Genomic DNA, 15,133 nt, shown 5'->3' on the forward strand with positions numbered 1-15,133 from the left:
GTCAGCTTCGCGATGTGGAAGACTGGCCACGATGCCTTTCATGCTACCTGTCCCTGCCGCTCACTCCCGGAGCATCACCGGGGTGGCGTCGGAGTTGATCACCTCGCTGACGGGGGATTCTGCGTTCGGGCGTGCGCGTTCGGTCGTGCTCGTCGTGATCGATGGCCTCGGTATCTTGCAGTTGCGCGCGCACGCTGGTCACGCACGACGGTTAAGTGCGCTCGTCACGAAGAAAAGCGTCGGCCATTCCCTCTTCCCATCGACCACAGCAGCTGCCCTCACGTCTTTGCTGACGGGTGCCGACCCGGGTGTGCATGGTCTTGTCGGATACCGCACGATGAACACGCAGACGGGCCACCTCAGCAACCAACTCTCCGGGTGGGAACACGACGGGCTGGACCCGGCGACGTGGCAACGGTGCGAAACGCTCTTCGAACGCGCAAGCGCTGCCGGGCACCCCACGTTTGCCGTCGGCCCCTCCGAGTATGTCGGCTCAGGCTTTAGCCAAGCGGTGTTACGCGGCGCCGAGTACGTCGCGGCCGATGTGCTGCGTGAGCGCTTCGCAAAAGCGCTGTCCCTTGCTGACGAGCACGATGGTTCCGTTGTCTACTGCTACATGCCGGAGGTCGACAAAGCTGGCCACAAGCGCGGCGTTGACAGTGCGCGGTGGCTTGCCGCACTTGAAGACGTCGATGCGGCGTTCGCGGCCTCTGTGCCAGACGGCGTTGGCGTGCTGATTACCGCCGACCACGGCATGATCGACGTCCCACCCACGCGTCACGTGCTGCTTGGTGCGAAAGACCCGCGCTGGCAGGGTGTTGCACAGCTCGGTGGTGAACCGCGCATGCTGCACGTGTACGCGGAACCAGGTGCTGACGCGCGTGCGCTGGCGGAACGCTGGCAGGTGCACAGCGACAAGACGGCCGATGTCATGACGCGAGACGATGCGATTGCCGCTGGCATCTTTGGCGCGGTGAATGCTGATGTTGCGCCGCGCATTGGTGATGTTCTCGTTGCAGCCCGCGGACTCTGGGCGTTTTATGACGACACGCTCCAAGACAAGGGTGCGCAACGCATGGTTGGCCAGCACGGATCCATCTCTCCGGAGGAGCTCATGGTTCCCATGCTCCGCGCCGGTGCCTTCGCGCAGGCGTAAGCGTCGCGGTTCGCGGGCTATTCGTCGGTGCGAGCGCCGAAGACGATGTCATCCCACGACGGCATCGAGGTGCGACCCTTGCGACGTCCGCCCGACTTCTCCCGCTCGGCAGCGGCCGCGCGCTTTTCCTCGATGATTTCGTGGTCGTCGTGAGTCGGCTCAGGCTCAGACGGCGCGTCGTTTAGCTCACCGAACAGCGACACCAAACCATCGTCATTCGTGCGGCGCTTCGGGCCCGGAACCACTGGTTCCGCTACCGGGGACTCTGCAGATGGCACCGGCTCACGCTGGCCACGACGGCGGCGCAACGCCTCAAGGAGGTCGGCGGTGTCAGGGCTCGTGTGGTTTTCAGGCTCAGGAGCACGCTTGACCGCAGCGTCCGCCGCCGTCGTGGGGCGGGCAGCCTGCTCCGGCTCGGCCGGTGCGGCCTCGGCCACTTCGTCTACCTGCTCCGGTTCGGGCAAGCGGCGTGGGCCGAAAGCACCGGAGTCAAAACGTGAGTTGTCCTTGAATGGATTGCTGTCGAGCGCGCGGAGACGGGGGATGAGCCCCTCCGGGAGCGAACCCTGACGCGAAAGCTGGGTGGCATCGGCATTGAGCGGCGACAGCGTTGAACGGCGCGGGTCGAACGACCAGCGGCCGTCGTGCTCCACTTCGTTCGCTGTGAAATCGACCTTGATGGTCCAGCCGGACTCGTCTTTCCAGCTTGACCACACTTCACCCTCGGCACCAGCTTCCGCCAGCTTCGCGCGAATTGCGGCACCAAAGCTCAGCGAGCCATCTGGTTCCAACTCTCCGCCCATCAGCACGGGAACAGCGAGTGCCTGATTGACGATGTGCTCGCGCTCGGCGAGAACCGGGCCCTCGTAACGTTCGACATCGGCGATCGTGGTGTTCAAGAGCTCGGCAACATCGGCGGCGGAAAGGCCAGCGCGAATGTGCATCTGAATCTCGCGCGGGCTGGCGCGCGGAGTTTCATCGGGCACGGCCGCCGGGCGAGCCTTGCGGAGTTCGACACGCAAAACATCGTCGATAGCGACCGAAAAACGTTCGCCGGATTCCGTCGCGAGGATGAGCTTGTCATCCTCGGTGCCGACGATTGTGAGCTGATCCATGGCCAGGCCTCTTCCGAACGTAGGTTTACCGGAACATCGTGACACAGACCGAGGTGCAAACCCGGGAATAGAACGGGCGCGCCGCCGGTTTTGAATCGAAGTACGTGACAAGAAAGCGAAATAAGTGTTGACTATCGCTCTGAAAGTCGGTATCGCATTTGCTAAACGGGTCAGGATCGTGCAAACTATCGCCCGCCTGAACCCGTCGGCGGCACCCCGTTTGGCCGCCCCTTTTTCACGGTATTACCCACATCACTATCGGAAGTAGAGAATTCCCCGGACATGGCCACCGATTACGACGCCCCGCGCAAGAATGAAGACGAAAGCGAGTCGATCGAGGCCCTCAAGGAGCGTGTACCCGACAAGCTTTCTGGCTCGGTAGACGCAGAGGACTCAGACAACCCTTCAGGCTTCGAACTTCCTGGCGCCGACCTGTCTGACATCGAGCTTGATGTCGTCGTCCTGCCCCCGCAGGAAGACGAGTTCACGTGCGTTGAGTGCTTCCTCGTGAAGCACCGCTCGCAGCTCGACCACGACTCCGCGGCAGGTCCTATTTGCCGCGAGTGCGCATAGCCTGCGCCACACCAATGGCTGCCGCGAGGCGGTCAGGTGTCCGCGAGGACACCACCCACGCCGGCGTCGGATCGGCGGGATCATTGACTGCAACAGTCACGATTCCGTCGATTCCGCCCCGGATCGTGGTGAAGCTGTGCGCTTTGAGGTTTTGACCTCGCGCCAGACGAGCTTCCTGTCCGGTCGTCGCGACCGGCTCTCCCAGCATTTCAACCGGAATGTGCGCCTTGCCGACACGCAACTCGCCGCCGGTTACTTCGACCACCTTTGACGTGGACAGCATCAGCGCGATGACGGCGATGGCAACGAGGCCGCCGGCGACAAGCGAAATCGACGGATTGTTGCGCATAAACACGAGCGCAGCCATCGGCGCGACGATCATGGCGGCAACGATCATCCACAGCGATGGCGTGAGCCGTTCGCGATAGGTGCGGCCGGTGGACATGGAACTGACTGAATTCTGCATTACCCTCGATGAGTGACTGATTCTGTTGATGTCCTCATTGTCGCACCCGATCTCCCGGTGTACGCGAACCCCGGCGACGCCGGCGCTGATCTGCGCTCATCCGAAGCCCTGACTCTCGCGCCGGGGGAGCGACGCCTCGTCGCCACCGGCGTGCGTATTGCGCTCCCCGACGGATATGCCGCTTTCGTGGTTCCACGTAGCGGACTCGCGGCCAAGCACGGAATTACGATCGTGAACTCGCCAGGAACCGTCGATGCGGGGTACCGTGGCGAGATCAAGGTGTGTTTGCTTAACACTGACCAGCACGCCTCCTACGACATTGCTGTCGGCGACCGCATTGCACAGATGATTGTGATGCCGGTGCCGCGCGTGAACTTTATTCCGGTCGAAGAGTTGCCGGAGAGCTTGCGCGGTGAGGGTGGATTTGGCTCGAGCGGATTCGGCCACAAGATTGAGGAAAAAGCATGACTGACGACATCGAAGAGTTCGGTAAGAACGCTCCGGAAGACCGCGCCGTAACCGGCCCGTTCGATGAGTCGGAAGCAAACCCGGTACGCCCGTACATCGACCTGGGTGGCATCAAGATTCTGCCGCGCGAGGGGCTGAATCTGCGCCTTGAGGTTGAAGAGCAGACCAAGCGCATCGTGGCTGTCGGCCTGGACTACGCCGAGTCGTCGCTGCAGGTGCAGCCGTTCGCTGCACCGCGCTCGACCGGGCTCTGGGCGGAAACCCGCACGCAGATTCGCGAGCAGGTGAAGCAGCAGGGAGGTCGTGTTGAAGAGCGCGAAGGCCCGCTCGGCCCCGAGCTTCTAGCCGAGGTTCCGGTCATCGCTGGCGGCGAAGGCGGCATGCGCCTGGCTCGCTTCGTCGGTGTCGACGGCCCGCGCTGGTTCTTGCGCGGCGTCGTGAGCGGCAAGGCAACGAGTGATCTTGACGCAGCGGCACAGATCGAAGACCTGTTCCGCTCCATCGTCGTGGTGCGTGGCGGCTCGCCGATGCCCCCGCGCGACCTGATTCCGCTGAAGATGCCGGCAAGCCCGGGCGCAGCGTGAGTCAAAACGCGAACGAGGCCGACGGGAAGCCTGAGGCTGAGTCGGCAGATACGCCGGGCACACCCAGGTCTGAGGCGACGGCACCGGAACCAGCGGTTTCTGACGTGCTGAGAGCCGCCCTTGGTGAGGCGGCGCGTCGGGCCGGCATTGATCCGAATGAACAGGCCACCACCGGACACGTCGTGTGGGGTGCCATGGGCGGCTGGCGTGGTGTCGTCGAGTCTGTCGTGCCGTCGTTCGTGTTCATCCTGGTGTTCGCGTTGACTACCGATGCGTGGCTCGCCATCGGGCTGTCGGTCGCGGTCGCAGCCGTCTTCACGGTCGCGCGACTGCTGGCCAAGACGCCGCCGGTTGCTGCCGTGGGCGGGTTGGTCGCGGCGCTCGTCGCCGCCGGGTTTGCACTGTTCACCGGCAAAGCCGAGAACAACTTCATCCCTGGCTTCCTCACCAACGCAGCCTATGGTTCCGGTCTCCTGATCTCCGCCCTCATCGGGTGGTCGATCATCGGACTCATCGGTGGCTATCTGATGAGCGAAGGAACCGCGTGGCGCCGCTCGAAGCGCAAGCGCCGCGTCTACTTCTGGCTGACGATCGGCTGGGCGGGGCTGTTCTTCCTGCGCCTTGCGGTGCAGGTTCCGATCTACCTGCAGGGTGAGAGTGCGTTGGCGGCGCTGGCGACGGCGAAGCTCCTGATGGGTATCCCACTGTTCGCCCCGATGATCGCCGTGACCTGGCTCACCGTCCGCTCCCTCTACGCCAAGGTCCCCGCCGAATCGGGCACGCCTTCCCCTGAAGTAGATTTCTCCGAACCAGAAACCGGAACCACCCCCGCTCCGTAACCCCCAAATTCCGTAACCCCCCAGGTTCCGTAACTTACGGTTCCGTAACCCCCGTGGTTCCGGCAGCCGCATGGCTCAACGACCGTTATGCACGACTGAAAACGGTACGCACGCAAAAAGTGCCACACCTGTCACCTCAGTCACAGTTTTCACACCCGTGCGTGCATAACGGTTGTTCAAACCCCGGCATCGCAGGTGGGTTGATGGAGAGGGTCAGCCTGTGAACTAGCGGGCGAGCGCGGCCAGGATGGCTTGTTCCGTGGCTGCCCAGTCATGCACGACCATCGCGTACGTCAGCCGGATGGTTTGAAAACCAAGGGCAGCTGCGGCGCGATCGCGGCGCAGATCCTCCCGGCGAGATTTGGGGTCGGCGTGCCCCTTGTCCCCGTCGGTCTCGATGATGACCTTGTCTATGAGGGCGTCCACGTGCCCCACCGTGGGAATTTGGACCTGTGAGCGCACGTCAAAGCCCAGAAGGCTGAGACGCAAGCGCACAAGCGATTCGAGTCCGCTCTGCGCGTTGCCCCTCGCACGGGTGAGCAGGCGACGAAGTCGGGGTGAGACCTGCGCCCGAACCCAATCGCGGTCCCGCTTTGCCAGCAGCCCATGGTTCCACGCCGATTCGAATGCTGCGAAGAATGCTTCGGGCGTGAGGCATCCGGCCGCGAGTAAGAGGGCCTCCGCCACCGTCACTGGCGTCAACGCTGTCGACGAACAGGTGTTGTGCGCGCGGAGGTTGCCGTCGTGTGCGTGATGGCGACGCCCATTCCTGCCTAGGTCGGCGTGGATGCGCTTGTCACCACTCAGAATCCAGACCTCTTGATCTCTGAGGAGTGAGATGCATGTCAAGCGCCCGCCATGTCGGGCTGCGTGGGAAGCGAGGGAGTGGAAGCTGAGCGCGTAGACGCCTTTGCGTAAACGCGCGATGTCTCCGCGCTCGACGCTCGCACGAATCTCGCCCGGCGTATGGGTTTCAAGGAGCTGGTGGGTTCGGGCGACACCCCCGAGTCCAGCGATAACGGTGCGAATCTGCATGCGGATAGCGTCCTCCGCCGACTGGCTAAGGTTGCGCTGATGGGGTGGGTGGTGGACAAAACATGGAACCATGTCGCCGGTGGAGGAACCTCCCGCGCCCGCCACAACAACCGTTATGCACGCACTGGTGTTAAAACTGAGGTTGATGGGGCTGGAGGGACACTTTTTGCGTGCGTACCGTTTGGAACCGTGCACAACGGTAGTTGCTAGTCTCTCGGGGGGCGAGATGGGGACGGGGTGTCGGAAATGAATGGGGTGTCGGGGGCACCGGGGACGTGGGACCGGGTGCTGATGCAGCCGAGTCGGTGGGGGACTCAGGCGGTTGCGGTGTCGATTGGCGTCGGCGTACTCGCCGCGGTCATTCTGTCGTGGCCCGTTATCAGTCTCGGCCGCTGGGAATCAGCGTGGGCGGTCATCGCACTCGCGGTGCCGCAATTGTTCAGTCGGGTCCATGGCGCAGCCGTGCTGACCGCGCTCGTGGTGCTCGGCACCATTTTCGCAACAGCCGCGTTCTTGGATGGCCCAAAGCTCGAGCTCATACAGGTCGGCAGTCTGCTCGCTGCCGCAACGGTCATCGAACTCGTCAACCTGTTCGGCAAGAAAGCTCGCTGGGGTATGCGACGCGGCCTCCAGGGTGCACTGCTCGGCATGCTCGTGCTGATGGCCGTTGCCTACTTTGGTTTCGACATCGGCACACGCCTCAGCCCCGACTCCGACCCGGCGCTCGTCGGAGCACTCTTGGCCGCCCTCGTGTTCGTTCCCCTCGTGCTCGCCGGCACCGGCGCGATCTACGTCGTGCTGCGAATCATCATCAGCTTCGCGATGGCAGCCTTCGAGAACCGCCGCCGTGGTTCCGCCGCTCCGTGCCTGCAATAGCGAACACCGCCGCCGGAACCACGAAGAGCGGAACCAGGGGAGTGGAAGCCGAGAGGGAGCGACATGCCCGCAGGGCTGAGGTCTGTCACTCGGCAAGCATGCTAGATTTATCTTGACGTCAAGATACTTTTGATGGGTTGATCTCTCGCGCTGAGGCGCGGAAACTGGTAAGGCGCACCTTGCTAGCCGCCGGGGCCTTTGAGCCCCAAGATGGAGATCAGCAGGATAGACCGGCGCAAAGGAGAGAGCCTCGTGTCAACGGTGAACAGCTTTGGTGCAAAAAGCACCCTGACGGTCGGCAGCACCGACTATGAGATCTTCCGGCTCGACTCTGTCGAGGGATACCAGAAGCTCCCGTTCAGCCTCAAGGTTCTTCTTGAGAACCTGCTCCGCACGGAGGATGGCGCGAACGTAACCAAGGAACAGATTCAGGCGCTGGGTTCGTGGGATCCGTCGGCTGAGCCCGACACCGAGATTCAGTTCACGCCGGCTCGCGTTGTCATGCAGGACTTCACCGGTGTTCCCTGCATCGTTGACCTCGCAACCATGCGTGAAGCCGTGACCGATCTCGGTGGCGACCCCAGCAAGATCAACCCGCTCTCGCCGGCTGAAATGGTCATCGACCACTCGGTCATCGCAGACCTCTTCGGTCGTCCTGACGCCATCGAGCGCAACGTGGAGATCGAGTACGAGCGCAACGGCGAGCGTTACCAGTTCCTGCGTTGGGGCCAGACGGCATTCGACGACTTCAAGGTTGTTCCCCCTGGAACCGGTATCGTCCACCAGGTCAACATCGAGCACCTGGCTAAGGTCATCTACGACCGCACCAACGGTGGCGTGCTGCAGGCGTACCCCGACACCTGTGTCGGTACGGACTCGCACACCACGATGGTCAACGGCCTCGGCGTTCTCGGTTGGGGCGTTGGTGGTATCGAGGCAGAGGCAGCCATGCTCGGCCAGCCCGTCTCGATGCTCATCCCGCGCGTTGTCGGCTTCAAGCTGACGGGTGAGATCCCCGCAGGCGTGACCGCAACCGACGTTGTTCTCACGATCACCGACATGCTGCGTAAGCACGGCGTCGTCGGTAAGTTCGTCGAGTTCTACGGCGCTGGTGTTGGTTCCGTGCCGCTGGCAAACCGCGCCACCATCGGTAACATGTCGCCGGAGTTCGGTTCGACCGCCGCAATGTTCCCGATCGACGACGTCACCCTCGACTACCTGCGCCTGACGGGTCGCGACGAGCAGGCTGTTGACCTCGTCGAGGCATACGCCAAGGAGCAGGGACTGTGGCACGACGCCGCGAACGAGCCCTCGTACTCCGAGTACATGGAGCTCGACCTGTCGACGGTTGTTCCCTCGATCGCTGGCCCGAAGCGCCCGCAGGACCGCATCCTGCTGTCGGAGTCGAAGGCTCAGTTCGAGAAGGACATCGTCAACTACGCGACGCCTTCCACGAGCGACGACATTGTCGACCTCGAGTCGAAGCACTCGTTCCCGGCATCTGACCCGGGCGCGACGCCCGGCGAAGAAGAGGCAACGACGCGTCCGGTACACATCAACAGCGGCGCTCCGGTACACGCGTCGAAGCCGGTTCACGTTCAGACGCCCGATGGCCTGAGCTACACGCTCGACAACGGTGCTGTCACGCTCGCCGCCATCACCTCCTGCACCAACACGTCGAACCCGTCGGTCATGCTTGCTGCTGGCCTCTTGGCTCGCAACGCGCTGGCTAAGGGCCTGAAGCAGAAGCCGTGGGTTAAGACCACGCTCGGCCCGGGCTCGAAGGTTGTCACCGACTACTACGAGAAGTCGGGCCTCGACAAGTCGCTTGAGGGCCTCGGCTTCTACACCGTCGGCTACGGCTGCACGATCTGCATCGGTAACTCCGGTCCGCTGATCGAAGAGGTATCGGCTGCGATCAACGAGAACGACCTCGCCGTGACGGCAGTCCTCTCCGGTAACCGTAACTTCGAGGGTCGCATTAGCCCCGATGTGAAGATGAACTACCTCGCCAGCCCGCCGCTGGTGGTGGCATACGCTCTCGCCGGTACGATGCACTTCGACTTCGAGACCGACGCGCTCGGCCAGGACGCCGACGGCAACGATGTCTTCCTGAAGGACATCTGGCCGTCGCCGGAAGAGGTTCAGGACGTCATCGACACCTCAATCTCGCGTGAGCAGTTCATCAAGCAGTACGCCACCGTTTTCGAAGGCGACGACCGCTGGAAGAACCTCCCGACGCCGGACGGCGCCATCTTCGAGTGGGACGACGCATCGACCTATGTTCGTAAGGCTCCGTACTTCGACGGTATGAAGATGGAACTGACCCCGGTCAAGGACATCACGGGTGCACACGTTATGGCTACGCTGGGTGACTCGGTTACGACCGACCACATCAGCCCCGCCGGTAACATCAAGGCCGGTACGCCTGCGGCTCAGTACCTCACCGAGCACGGTGTGGCACAGAAGGACTTCAACTCCTACGGTTCGCGCCGTGGTAACCACGAAGTCATGATCCGCGGAACCTTCGCGAACATCCGCCTGAAGAACCAGCTCGTTCGCGCCGTCAACGACGGTGTTGAAATCGAGGGTGGCTTCACGCGTGACTTCACGCAGGCCGGCGGCCCGCAGTCGTACATCTTCGACGCATGCGAGAACTACCAGGCAGAGGGCACCCCGCTCGTTGTCTTCGGTGGCAAGGAGTACGGTTCGGGTTCATCCCGTGACTGGGCTGCCAAGGGCACGAGCCTGCTCGGTGTCAAGGCTGTCATCACGGAGAGCTTCGAGCGTATCCACCGCTCCAACCTCATCGGTATGGGCGTTGTGCCGCTGCAGTTCCCGGCTGGCGAAAGCTGGGCATCGCTCGGCCTCGACGGTACCGAGATCGTTTCGATCACGGGCCTGGAGAAGCTGAACGAGGGCGTTACCCCGAAGACGGTCACCGTTACCGCAGCCCCGAGCGAGTTCTCGCCCGCTGGCAAGGAGACGGTCACGTTCGAGGCAACCGTTCGTATTGACACGCCCGGTGAGGCTGACTACTACCGCAACGGTGGCATCCTCCAGTACGTGCTGCGTTCGCTCGTCTAAGTAACCTGAACAATTCGCCCCTGATCCGCTGTGCGGGTCAGGGGCGAATTGCGTTGTGCAGCGTCAGAATCAGCTGTATGTGCGGATGAGCTCAAGCGCGCGCTCAGCAACAGCGGTTTCCCGCTCAGACAGCGAGGCGATGACCGTGTGCATGCGTTCCACCCGGTTACGCCATTCAGCACCACGCTGCTGGCGGCGGGGGAGCGACTCCAGCTCTTGCACTTCGCGCCACGCCGTGAGCAGCATCATTTCGTAGAGCCGTTGGTCTGCTTCGGCTGCCTTTCCGCCGTGCCCGTCGGTGCTGCCCAGTACGGCGACGGTGTCGAGCATCGACAGATCCAGCCCCAGCGCCAGCTTGTTGAGCTCTTGCTTCAGCTCGCGGAGCGCGCCACGTGCCTTGCGGGTTCCGGCGCCACGCCGCACGAGCTGCGCAAGCGACCATCCGGCAATCACAAGCACTTGGGCTGCCGTCCACGTGGCAATCGTGACGGTCCAGAACAGCGCGCTTGGCGGGAGCGTTTGCTTGCGAAAGTTGTTGTATTCCATTTCGCGGCCGAGGTCAGTCATTCGAGAGGCGACGACTCCGCCAACATCAACCGACGATGTGCCGTCAGGCTGATTAAACATTCTCGGTTCTGATGCAATGAAGTAGTACGCACCGAGTCGCGAATCGACTCCCGTGCTGAGCGTTCCCGTGAGGGGCAGCCCGGCGCCCAACGTGTCGTCTTGAGCAATCCAAATGGGCAATATCGCGTAGCCGGGGCGAACATCGCCGGTGACGTCGTCAATCGCGTCGGGATAGCTGGCCGCGATGTCGGACTTGATGCGAGGGTACGTGTCGAGCAGATCGAGGTAGTCGATGCGGATCGTGTCTTCGAATTCGTCGTGCGGCCGCGACTCGACGTAGTCCTCGAGGGGCAGCAGTGCGACGATCAGGTCGACACGCTCGGGCAAGAGCGCTGCGTCCGTCGACGACGTGTGGCTTTCCATCCTGTCACGGACGTAGTCCAGTGTCAGCGTGTCGATATTTGCCGGGCGGTCGACTGGGGCGGCGTCACCAGCGTATTCCGGCAAGAGCGCAGGGTCACCATAGATGCTCAACGACGCCAGTGGTTCGGTTCCGGTGAGGGGTCTGCCGTACGTCTTGTCAGAGGCCTCCATGGTCGCCACTGCAACGCTGCCGCTGATAAGCGCAACAGCGATCGGGACCACAACAGCAACGGCAATCCCGGCACTTTCCGCGTTGAGTTGTCGCGTCCACACCACGAACTTATTCGATGGTTCCGTCTGTACTGCGGAACCATCGATCGCCTCGAGAAGGAGGAGTACACGTTCTGCATGGTGCGTGGGCATCGTCGCGTCGCTATTGGCAAGGTCGAGCGAGGCGCGGAGCTCAGACATGTTGCTCAGGGTGCCACCGCTGGCGGCCTGCGCCCGGTTCTTCATGCGTCCCGCAATTGCGGTTGCTGTGATCTTCGCGGTGAGGCTGCGACCTGCCTGCCGACCCAGGCGCTTGTCGATCCGTTTGAGCGTGGTGATGATGTGCTGTTCGACCTGTTGCCACCGTCGCATGAGATCGGCGTGCGCAACGATCGCAGCCGGAGTGCTGTCGTTTCCGAAGGCGGACTCTGCCTCGTTCACGAGTGCGAGCAGATCACTTCGGTGATGGCCCAGTGTCTTGATTTCGTGGCTCGTGATGCGGTCGGAGCGTTTCAGAATCTCATCGAGAGCCAACGTCGTGGCGAGCGCGACCTGCCCGAGGATGTCGCCTCCGCCGGTGTGTCCGACGCGCAAAGATGATGCGGCAATGAGGGCGTTCGTGCGCCGCCATAAAGCATCGGCGCGAGCAACAAACTCATCGAGAGGCATCGCCTCGGTCGGCTTGCCGCGCTCGTGAACAGGGGCTCGTGGATCAAGAATCGCGCGGGTGAGCACTTGCTCTTCGTGGGCCAAGGCCAGGCTGTCTCGGCGAATTTCCGAGAGCTCGCTCGTCAGCTCACGCTTAATGCCTGCCGTGACCTTCCGCGCTGACTTATCTTTGGCGCGGTCAAGCGCAGCACCCGCGATGAGTACCCGCGCCTCGAGCAGATCGAGTTCCAGCACAACGCGGGCAAGGCGGAGTCGGGCCCGAGAAAAGGCGCGCTTGCGTGCGCGCTCGCGAGCAAGATCCCGTGCCCACAGCACCATGATCAGAATCGCGAAGAGGAGTGGAATGAGAGCGATTGAAATCCAGAAGACGGGGGACCGTTCGCCACCGTCAAATTCGCTGATTGCCGCCGTCGTGGCCGCACCGACGACAGCGGAAGGGCCTTGACCCTGCGACAGATTGTTGACAAGCGTCTCCCGGATGTCAGATGCCGCGCGGTGGTAGGGCATCCAATCGTCAAGATCGGCGAGCTTCGCGACGGCCACTCGGCGAGTGTCGGGCAACACCAGATCGATATCTTCCTCATCAAAACCCACAGACATCATGACATCGACGCCAGCGGGCAGTTCGCCCTGGTCGTATTCATCCCAGGTCAGCTCACGCTCGACGACCATGACAGTGAACGGCTCGTAGCTGTAAGCCGGAGCGACGGCCTCCACCGATTCTTGCGTGATGCCATACGGCAGACCGTCTTCGATGACGAAGGTGATGGCGTGTTCCGGCTGTGCGAGAATGTGCGTTTGTGCGACCTGGCCCAGACCCGCGGCGATGGCTGCGAGCGCGAGGGCTGTGACCGGAGCCACCCACGGGAGGCGGCGCCAGAACGTGGGCTTGTGTTGCTTGTCAGCCATCCAGCCATCCTACGTACCGAGGCGTACAGCGCCGGTACTGCGCTCGCCGAACCAGCCGTGGTTCACCACTCGTTGCGGTGCTCGAGGAGTAGACTGAAAGTTCGTTGCGGGTAGACCCAGCCCGCCGGAAGGAGGACCCGGATGGCTTTGCTGCCTCACCTGACCGGGCCGCGCGATCTTGACAAGCTCAGCATCGCTGAACTCAAGCAATTGGCACAGGAGATTCGAGATTTCCTGGTAGAGAACGTTTCCCAGACCGGTGGCCATCTTGGGCCGAACCTTGGCGTCGTTGAAATGACGATTGCCATGCACTTGGTGTTTGACTCGCCCAACGACCCCTTCGTCTTCGACACCGGACACCAGTCCTACGTGCACAAGCTCCTCACCGGTCGTCAAGACTTCTCCAAGCTGCGCTCGCGCGGCGGCCTGGCCGGCTACCCCCAGCGTTCCGAGAGCCCGCACGACGTTGTGGAGTCCTCACACGCATCGAGCTCGCTGAGCTGGGCTGACGGGATCTCCCGTGGCCTTACCCAGACCGGTCGCGCCGACCGCCACGTTGTCGCCGTCGTCGGCGACGGCTCGCTGACCGGTGGCATGACCTGGGAAGCCCTCAACAACATCACCGACGACAACGACCGCAACCTGGTCATTATCGTCAACGACAACGGCCGCTCGTACGCCCCCACAATTGGCGGCATGTCGCGCTACCTTAACCGTGTGCGCACCGCGGCTCCTTACAAGACGCTGCACCGTGGTTCCGACCGCCTCTTCCGCGCCTTTGGTCCAGTTGGCCGCGCCTTCTATCGTGGTGTTCGTGGCGGCACGCACGGCTTCCTGTCGCGTTTCACAAATAACGTGGCCCTCTACTCGAACCTTGACATCAAGTACCTCGGCCCGGTTGACGGTCACGACATGGAAGCCATGATCGAGACGCTGCGCCAAGCGAAGTCGTACGGCGCGCCCGTGCTCGTTCACGCGATCACCGAGAAGGGGCGCGGCTACCAGCCCGCGCTCGACGACAAGGCCGACCAGTTCCACGCCGTCGGCAAGATTGACCCGGAGACGGGGGAGACCCTCGGAACCTCGGGTACCGGCTGGACGGACGTCTTCTCTGAAGAATTGATTGCGGTTGGGCAGGAGCGCTCCGACGTCATCGCGATGACGGCGGCCATGTTGCGCCCCACGGGCCTCGCCCCATTTGCCGAGCGCTTCCCTGACCGCGTGTACGACGTTGGTATCGCCGAGCAGCACGCGGTCACGAGCGCCGCTGGCATGGCCTTCGGCGGGCTTCACCCGGTCGTGGCGATCTACGCGACGTTCATGAACCGCGCGTTCGACCAGGTACTGATGGACGTCGCGCTGCACCGCGCGGGCGTGACATTCGTGCTTGACCGGGCCGGCGTGACGGGCCCTGATGGCCCGAGCCACCACGGCATGTGGGATCTCGCGATGCTCCAGATCGTGCCACACATCCAGATCAACGTGCCCCGCGACGCTACGCGTTTGCGCGAGGCTCTGCAGGAGGCCGTGGCCGTCGATGACGCGCCGACCGTCATTCGCTTCCCGAAGGGCGACGTCTCACCCGATCTGCCCGCACTGGAGCGCGTCGGCGGCGTCGACATTCTGCACCGCGGAACCTCCGAAGACGTTCTGCTGGTTGGTATCGGCCCATTCGCGCACCTCGCGATGGAGGTCGCCGAGCGGCTTACGGCTCAGGGCATCGGCGCGACGGTGGTTGACCCGCGCTGGGTCATCCCGGTACCGCAGACGGTCGTTGACCTCGCAGCACGTCACCGCCTCGTGATTTCGCTGGAAGACGGCATCCGTGTCGGAGGCGTTGGTACCCGCATCCGTCAGGTCTTGCGTGAAGCCGGCATCGATACTGCGGTCGACGAACTGGGTTTGCCGGACGACTTCATCGACCACGCAACGCGCAACCAGATTCTGGAAGACGCTGGGCTCACCGCCGCCAAGATTGCGCAAGATGTGACCGCTCAGGTGCTCGGTGTGCGTGTGCCTGTCGCACGTCAGCACGCCGATGGTCAGCTCTGGACGGGCCAGATCGCGGCGCAAACCGGCCCCACCGGACTCACGCGTTAACGCGAGCCGCCTGGGCGAGCGCAACCACAGTGCTGTTGATGAGACGGCACCGGCGT

12 protein-coding genes are annotated in these 15,133 nt (G+C 63.0%); 8 read left to right on the forward strand and 4 right to left on the reverse strand.

What is annotated here, in order from left to right; genetic code table 11:
• The first annotated feature begins 40 nt into the window (after positions 1-40).
• The gene (locus tag ACQUSY_RS00625) at positions 41-1,156 is read left to right on the forward strand and encodes an alkaline phosphatase family protein (protein ID WP_428902593.1); all 1,116 of its coding nucleotides are present in this window, start codon (positions 41-43) and stop codon (positions 1,154-1,156) included.
• Positions 1,157-1,173: 17 nt separating this feature from the next.
• Here ACQUSY_RS00625 and sepH read toward each other — a convergent pair whose 3' ends face one another.
• Positions 1,174-2,271 (reverse strand): septation protein SepH, encoded by a 1,098-nt coding sequence (gene sepH, locus ACQUSY_RS00630; protein ID WP_428902594.1) that lies wholly within the window; start codon positions 2,269-2,271, stop codon positions 1,174-1,176.
• Between the two features lie 282 nt (positions 2,272-2,553).
• Between sepH and ACQUSY_RS00635 the strand changes: the two genes are divergently transcribed.
• Complete coding sequence (locus ACQUSY_RS00635; RefSeq protein WP_217337690.1) at positions 2,554-2,844, forward strand: DUF4193 domain-containing protein; 291 nt, start codon at positions 2,554-2,556, stop codon at positions 2,842-2,844.
• Here the strand turns inward: ACQUSY_RS00635 and ACQUSY_RS00640 are convergent.
• On the reverse strand, positions 2,822-3,310 hold the full coding sequence (locus ACQUSY_RS00640) for a DUF3093 domain-containing protein (RefSeq protein WP_428902595.1): 489 nt from the start codon (positions 3,308-3,310) through the stop codon (positions 2,822-2,824). The genes ACQUSY_RS00635 and ACQUSY_RS00640 overlap by 23 nt on opposite strands.
• A gap of 12 nt (positions 3,311-3,322) precedes the next feature.
• Here ACQUSY_RS00640 and dut point away from each other — a divergent pair, with 12 nt between their 5' ends.
• The 3 genes from dut to ACQUSY_RS00655 are packed head-to-tail and all read left to right on the forward strand — an operon-like array spanning position 3,323 to position 5,201.
• A complete protein-coding gene (gene dut, locus ACQUSY_RS00645; RefSeq protein WP_428902596.1) occupies positions 3,323-3,778 on the forward strand; it encodes a dUTP diphosphatase in 456 nt (151 codons plus the stop codon).
• A complete protein-coding gene (locus ACQUSY_RS00650; RefSeq protein WP_428902597.1) occupies positions 3,775-4,362 on the forward strand; it encodes a DUF3710 domain-containing protein in 588 nt (195 codons plus the stop codon). The genes dut and ACQUSY_RS00650 overlap by 4 nt, the downstream gene beginning before the upstream one ends.
• Positions 4,359-5,201 carry a DUF3159 domain-containing protein gene (locus tag ACQUSY_RS00655; RefSeq protein ID WP_428902598.1) on the forward strand — a complete coding sequence of 281 codons (843 nt, stop codon included), beginning with the start codon at positions 4,359-4,361 and terminating at the stop codon, positions 5,199-5,201. Before ACQUSY_RS00650 ends, ACQUSY_RS00655 begins: the two co-directional genes overlap by 4 nt.
• Positions 5,202-5,426: 225 nt before the next feature.
• Here ACQUSY_RS00655 and ACQUSY_RS00660 read toward each other — a convergent pair whose 3' ends face one another.
• Positions 5,427-6,236 carry an endonuclease domain-containing protein gene (locus ACQUSY_RS00660; RefSeq protein WP_428902599.1) on the reverse strand — a complete coding sequence of 270 codons (810 nt, stop codon included), beginning with the start codon at positions 6,234-6,236 and terminating at the stop codon, positions 5,427-5,429.
• A 327-nt stretch (positions 6,237-6,563) separates the two neighbouring features.
• Here ACQUSY_RS00660 and ACQUSY_RS00665 point away from each other — a divergent pair, with 327 nt between their 5' ends.
• Positions 6,564-7,112, forward strand: coding sequence for a hypothetical protein (locus ACQUSY_RS00665; protein ID WP_428902600.1), 549 nt, complete (start codon positions 6,564-6,566; stop codon positions 7,110-7,112).
• A gap of 210 nt (positions 7,113-7,322) precedes the next feature.
• On the forward strand, positions 7,323-10,199 hold the full coding sequence (gene acnA / locus ACQUSY_RS00670; RefSeq protein ID WP_428902601.1) for an aconitate hydratase AcnA: 2,877 nt from the start codon (positions 7,323-7,325) through the stop codon (positions 10,197-10,199).
• 69 nt (positions 10,200-10,268) lie between these two features.
• Here acnA and ACQUSY_RS00675 read toward each other — a convergent pair whose 3' ends face one another.
• Complete coding sequence (locus tag ACQUSY_RS00675; protein ID WP_428902602.1) at positions 10,269-12,977, reverse strand: hypothetical protein; 2,709 nt, start codon at positions 12,975-12,977, stop codon at positions 10,269-10,271.
• Between the two features lie 141 nt (positions 12,978-13,118).
• Between ACQUSY_RS00675 and dxs the strand changes: the two genes are divergently transcribed.
• On the forward strand, positions 13,119-15,077 hold the full coding sequence (dxs, locus tag ACQUSY_RS00680; protein ID WP_428902603.1) for a 1-deoxy-D-xylulose-5-phosphate synthase: 1,959 nt from the start codon (positions 13,119-13,121) through the stop codon (positions 15,075-15,077).
• The last annotated feature ends 56 nt before the right edge of the window (positions 15,078-15,133 follow it).

Origin of the sequence: Microbacterium daqui, from assembly GCF_050408675.1 — a bacterium.
Lineage (GTDB): Bacteria > Actinomycetota > Actinomycetes > Actinomycetales > Microbacteriaceae > Microbacterium.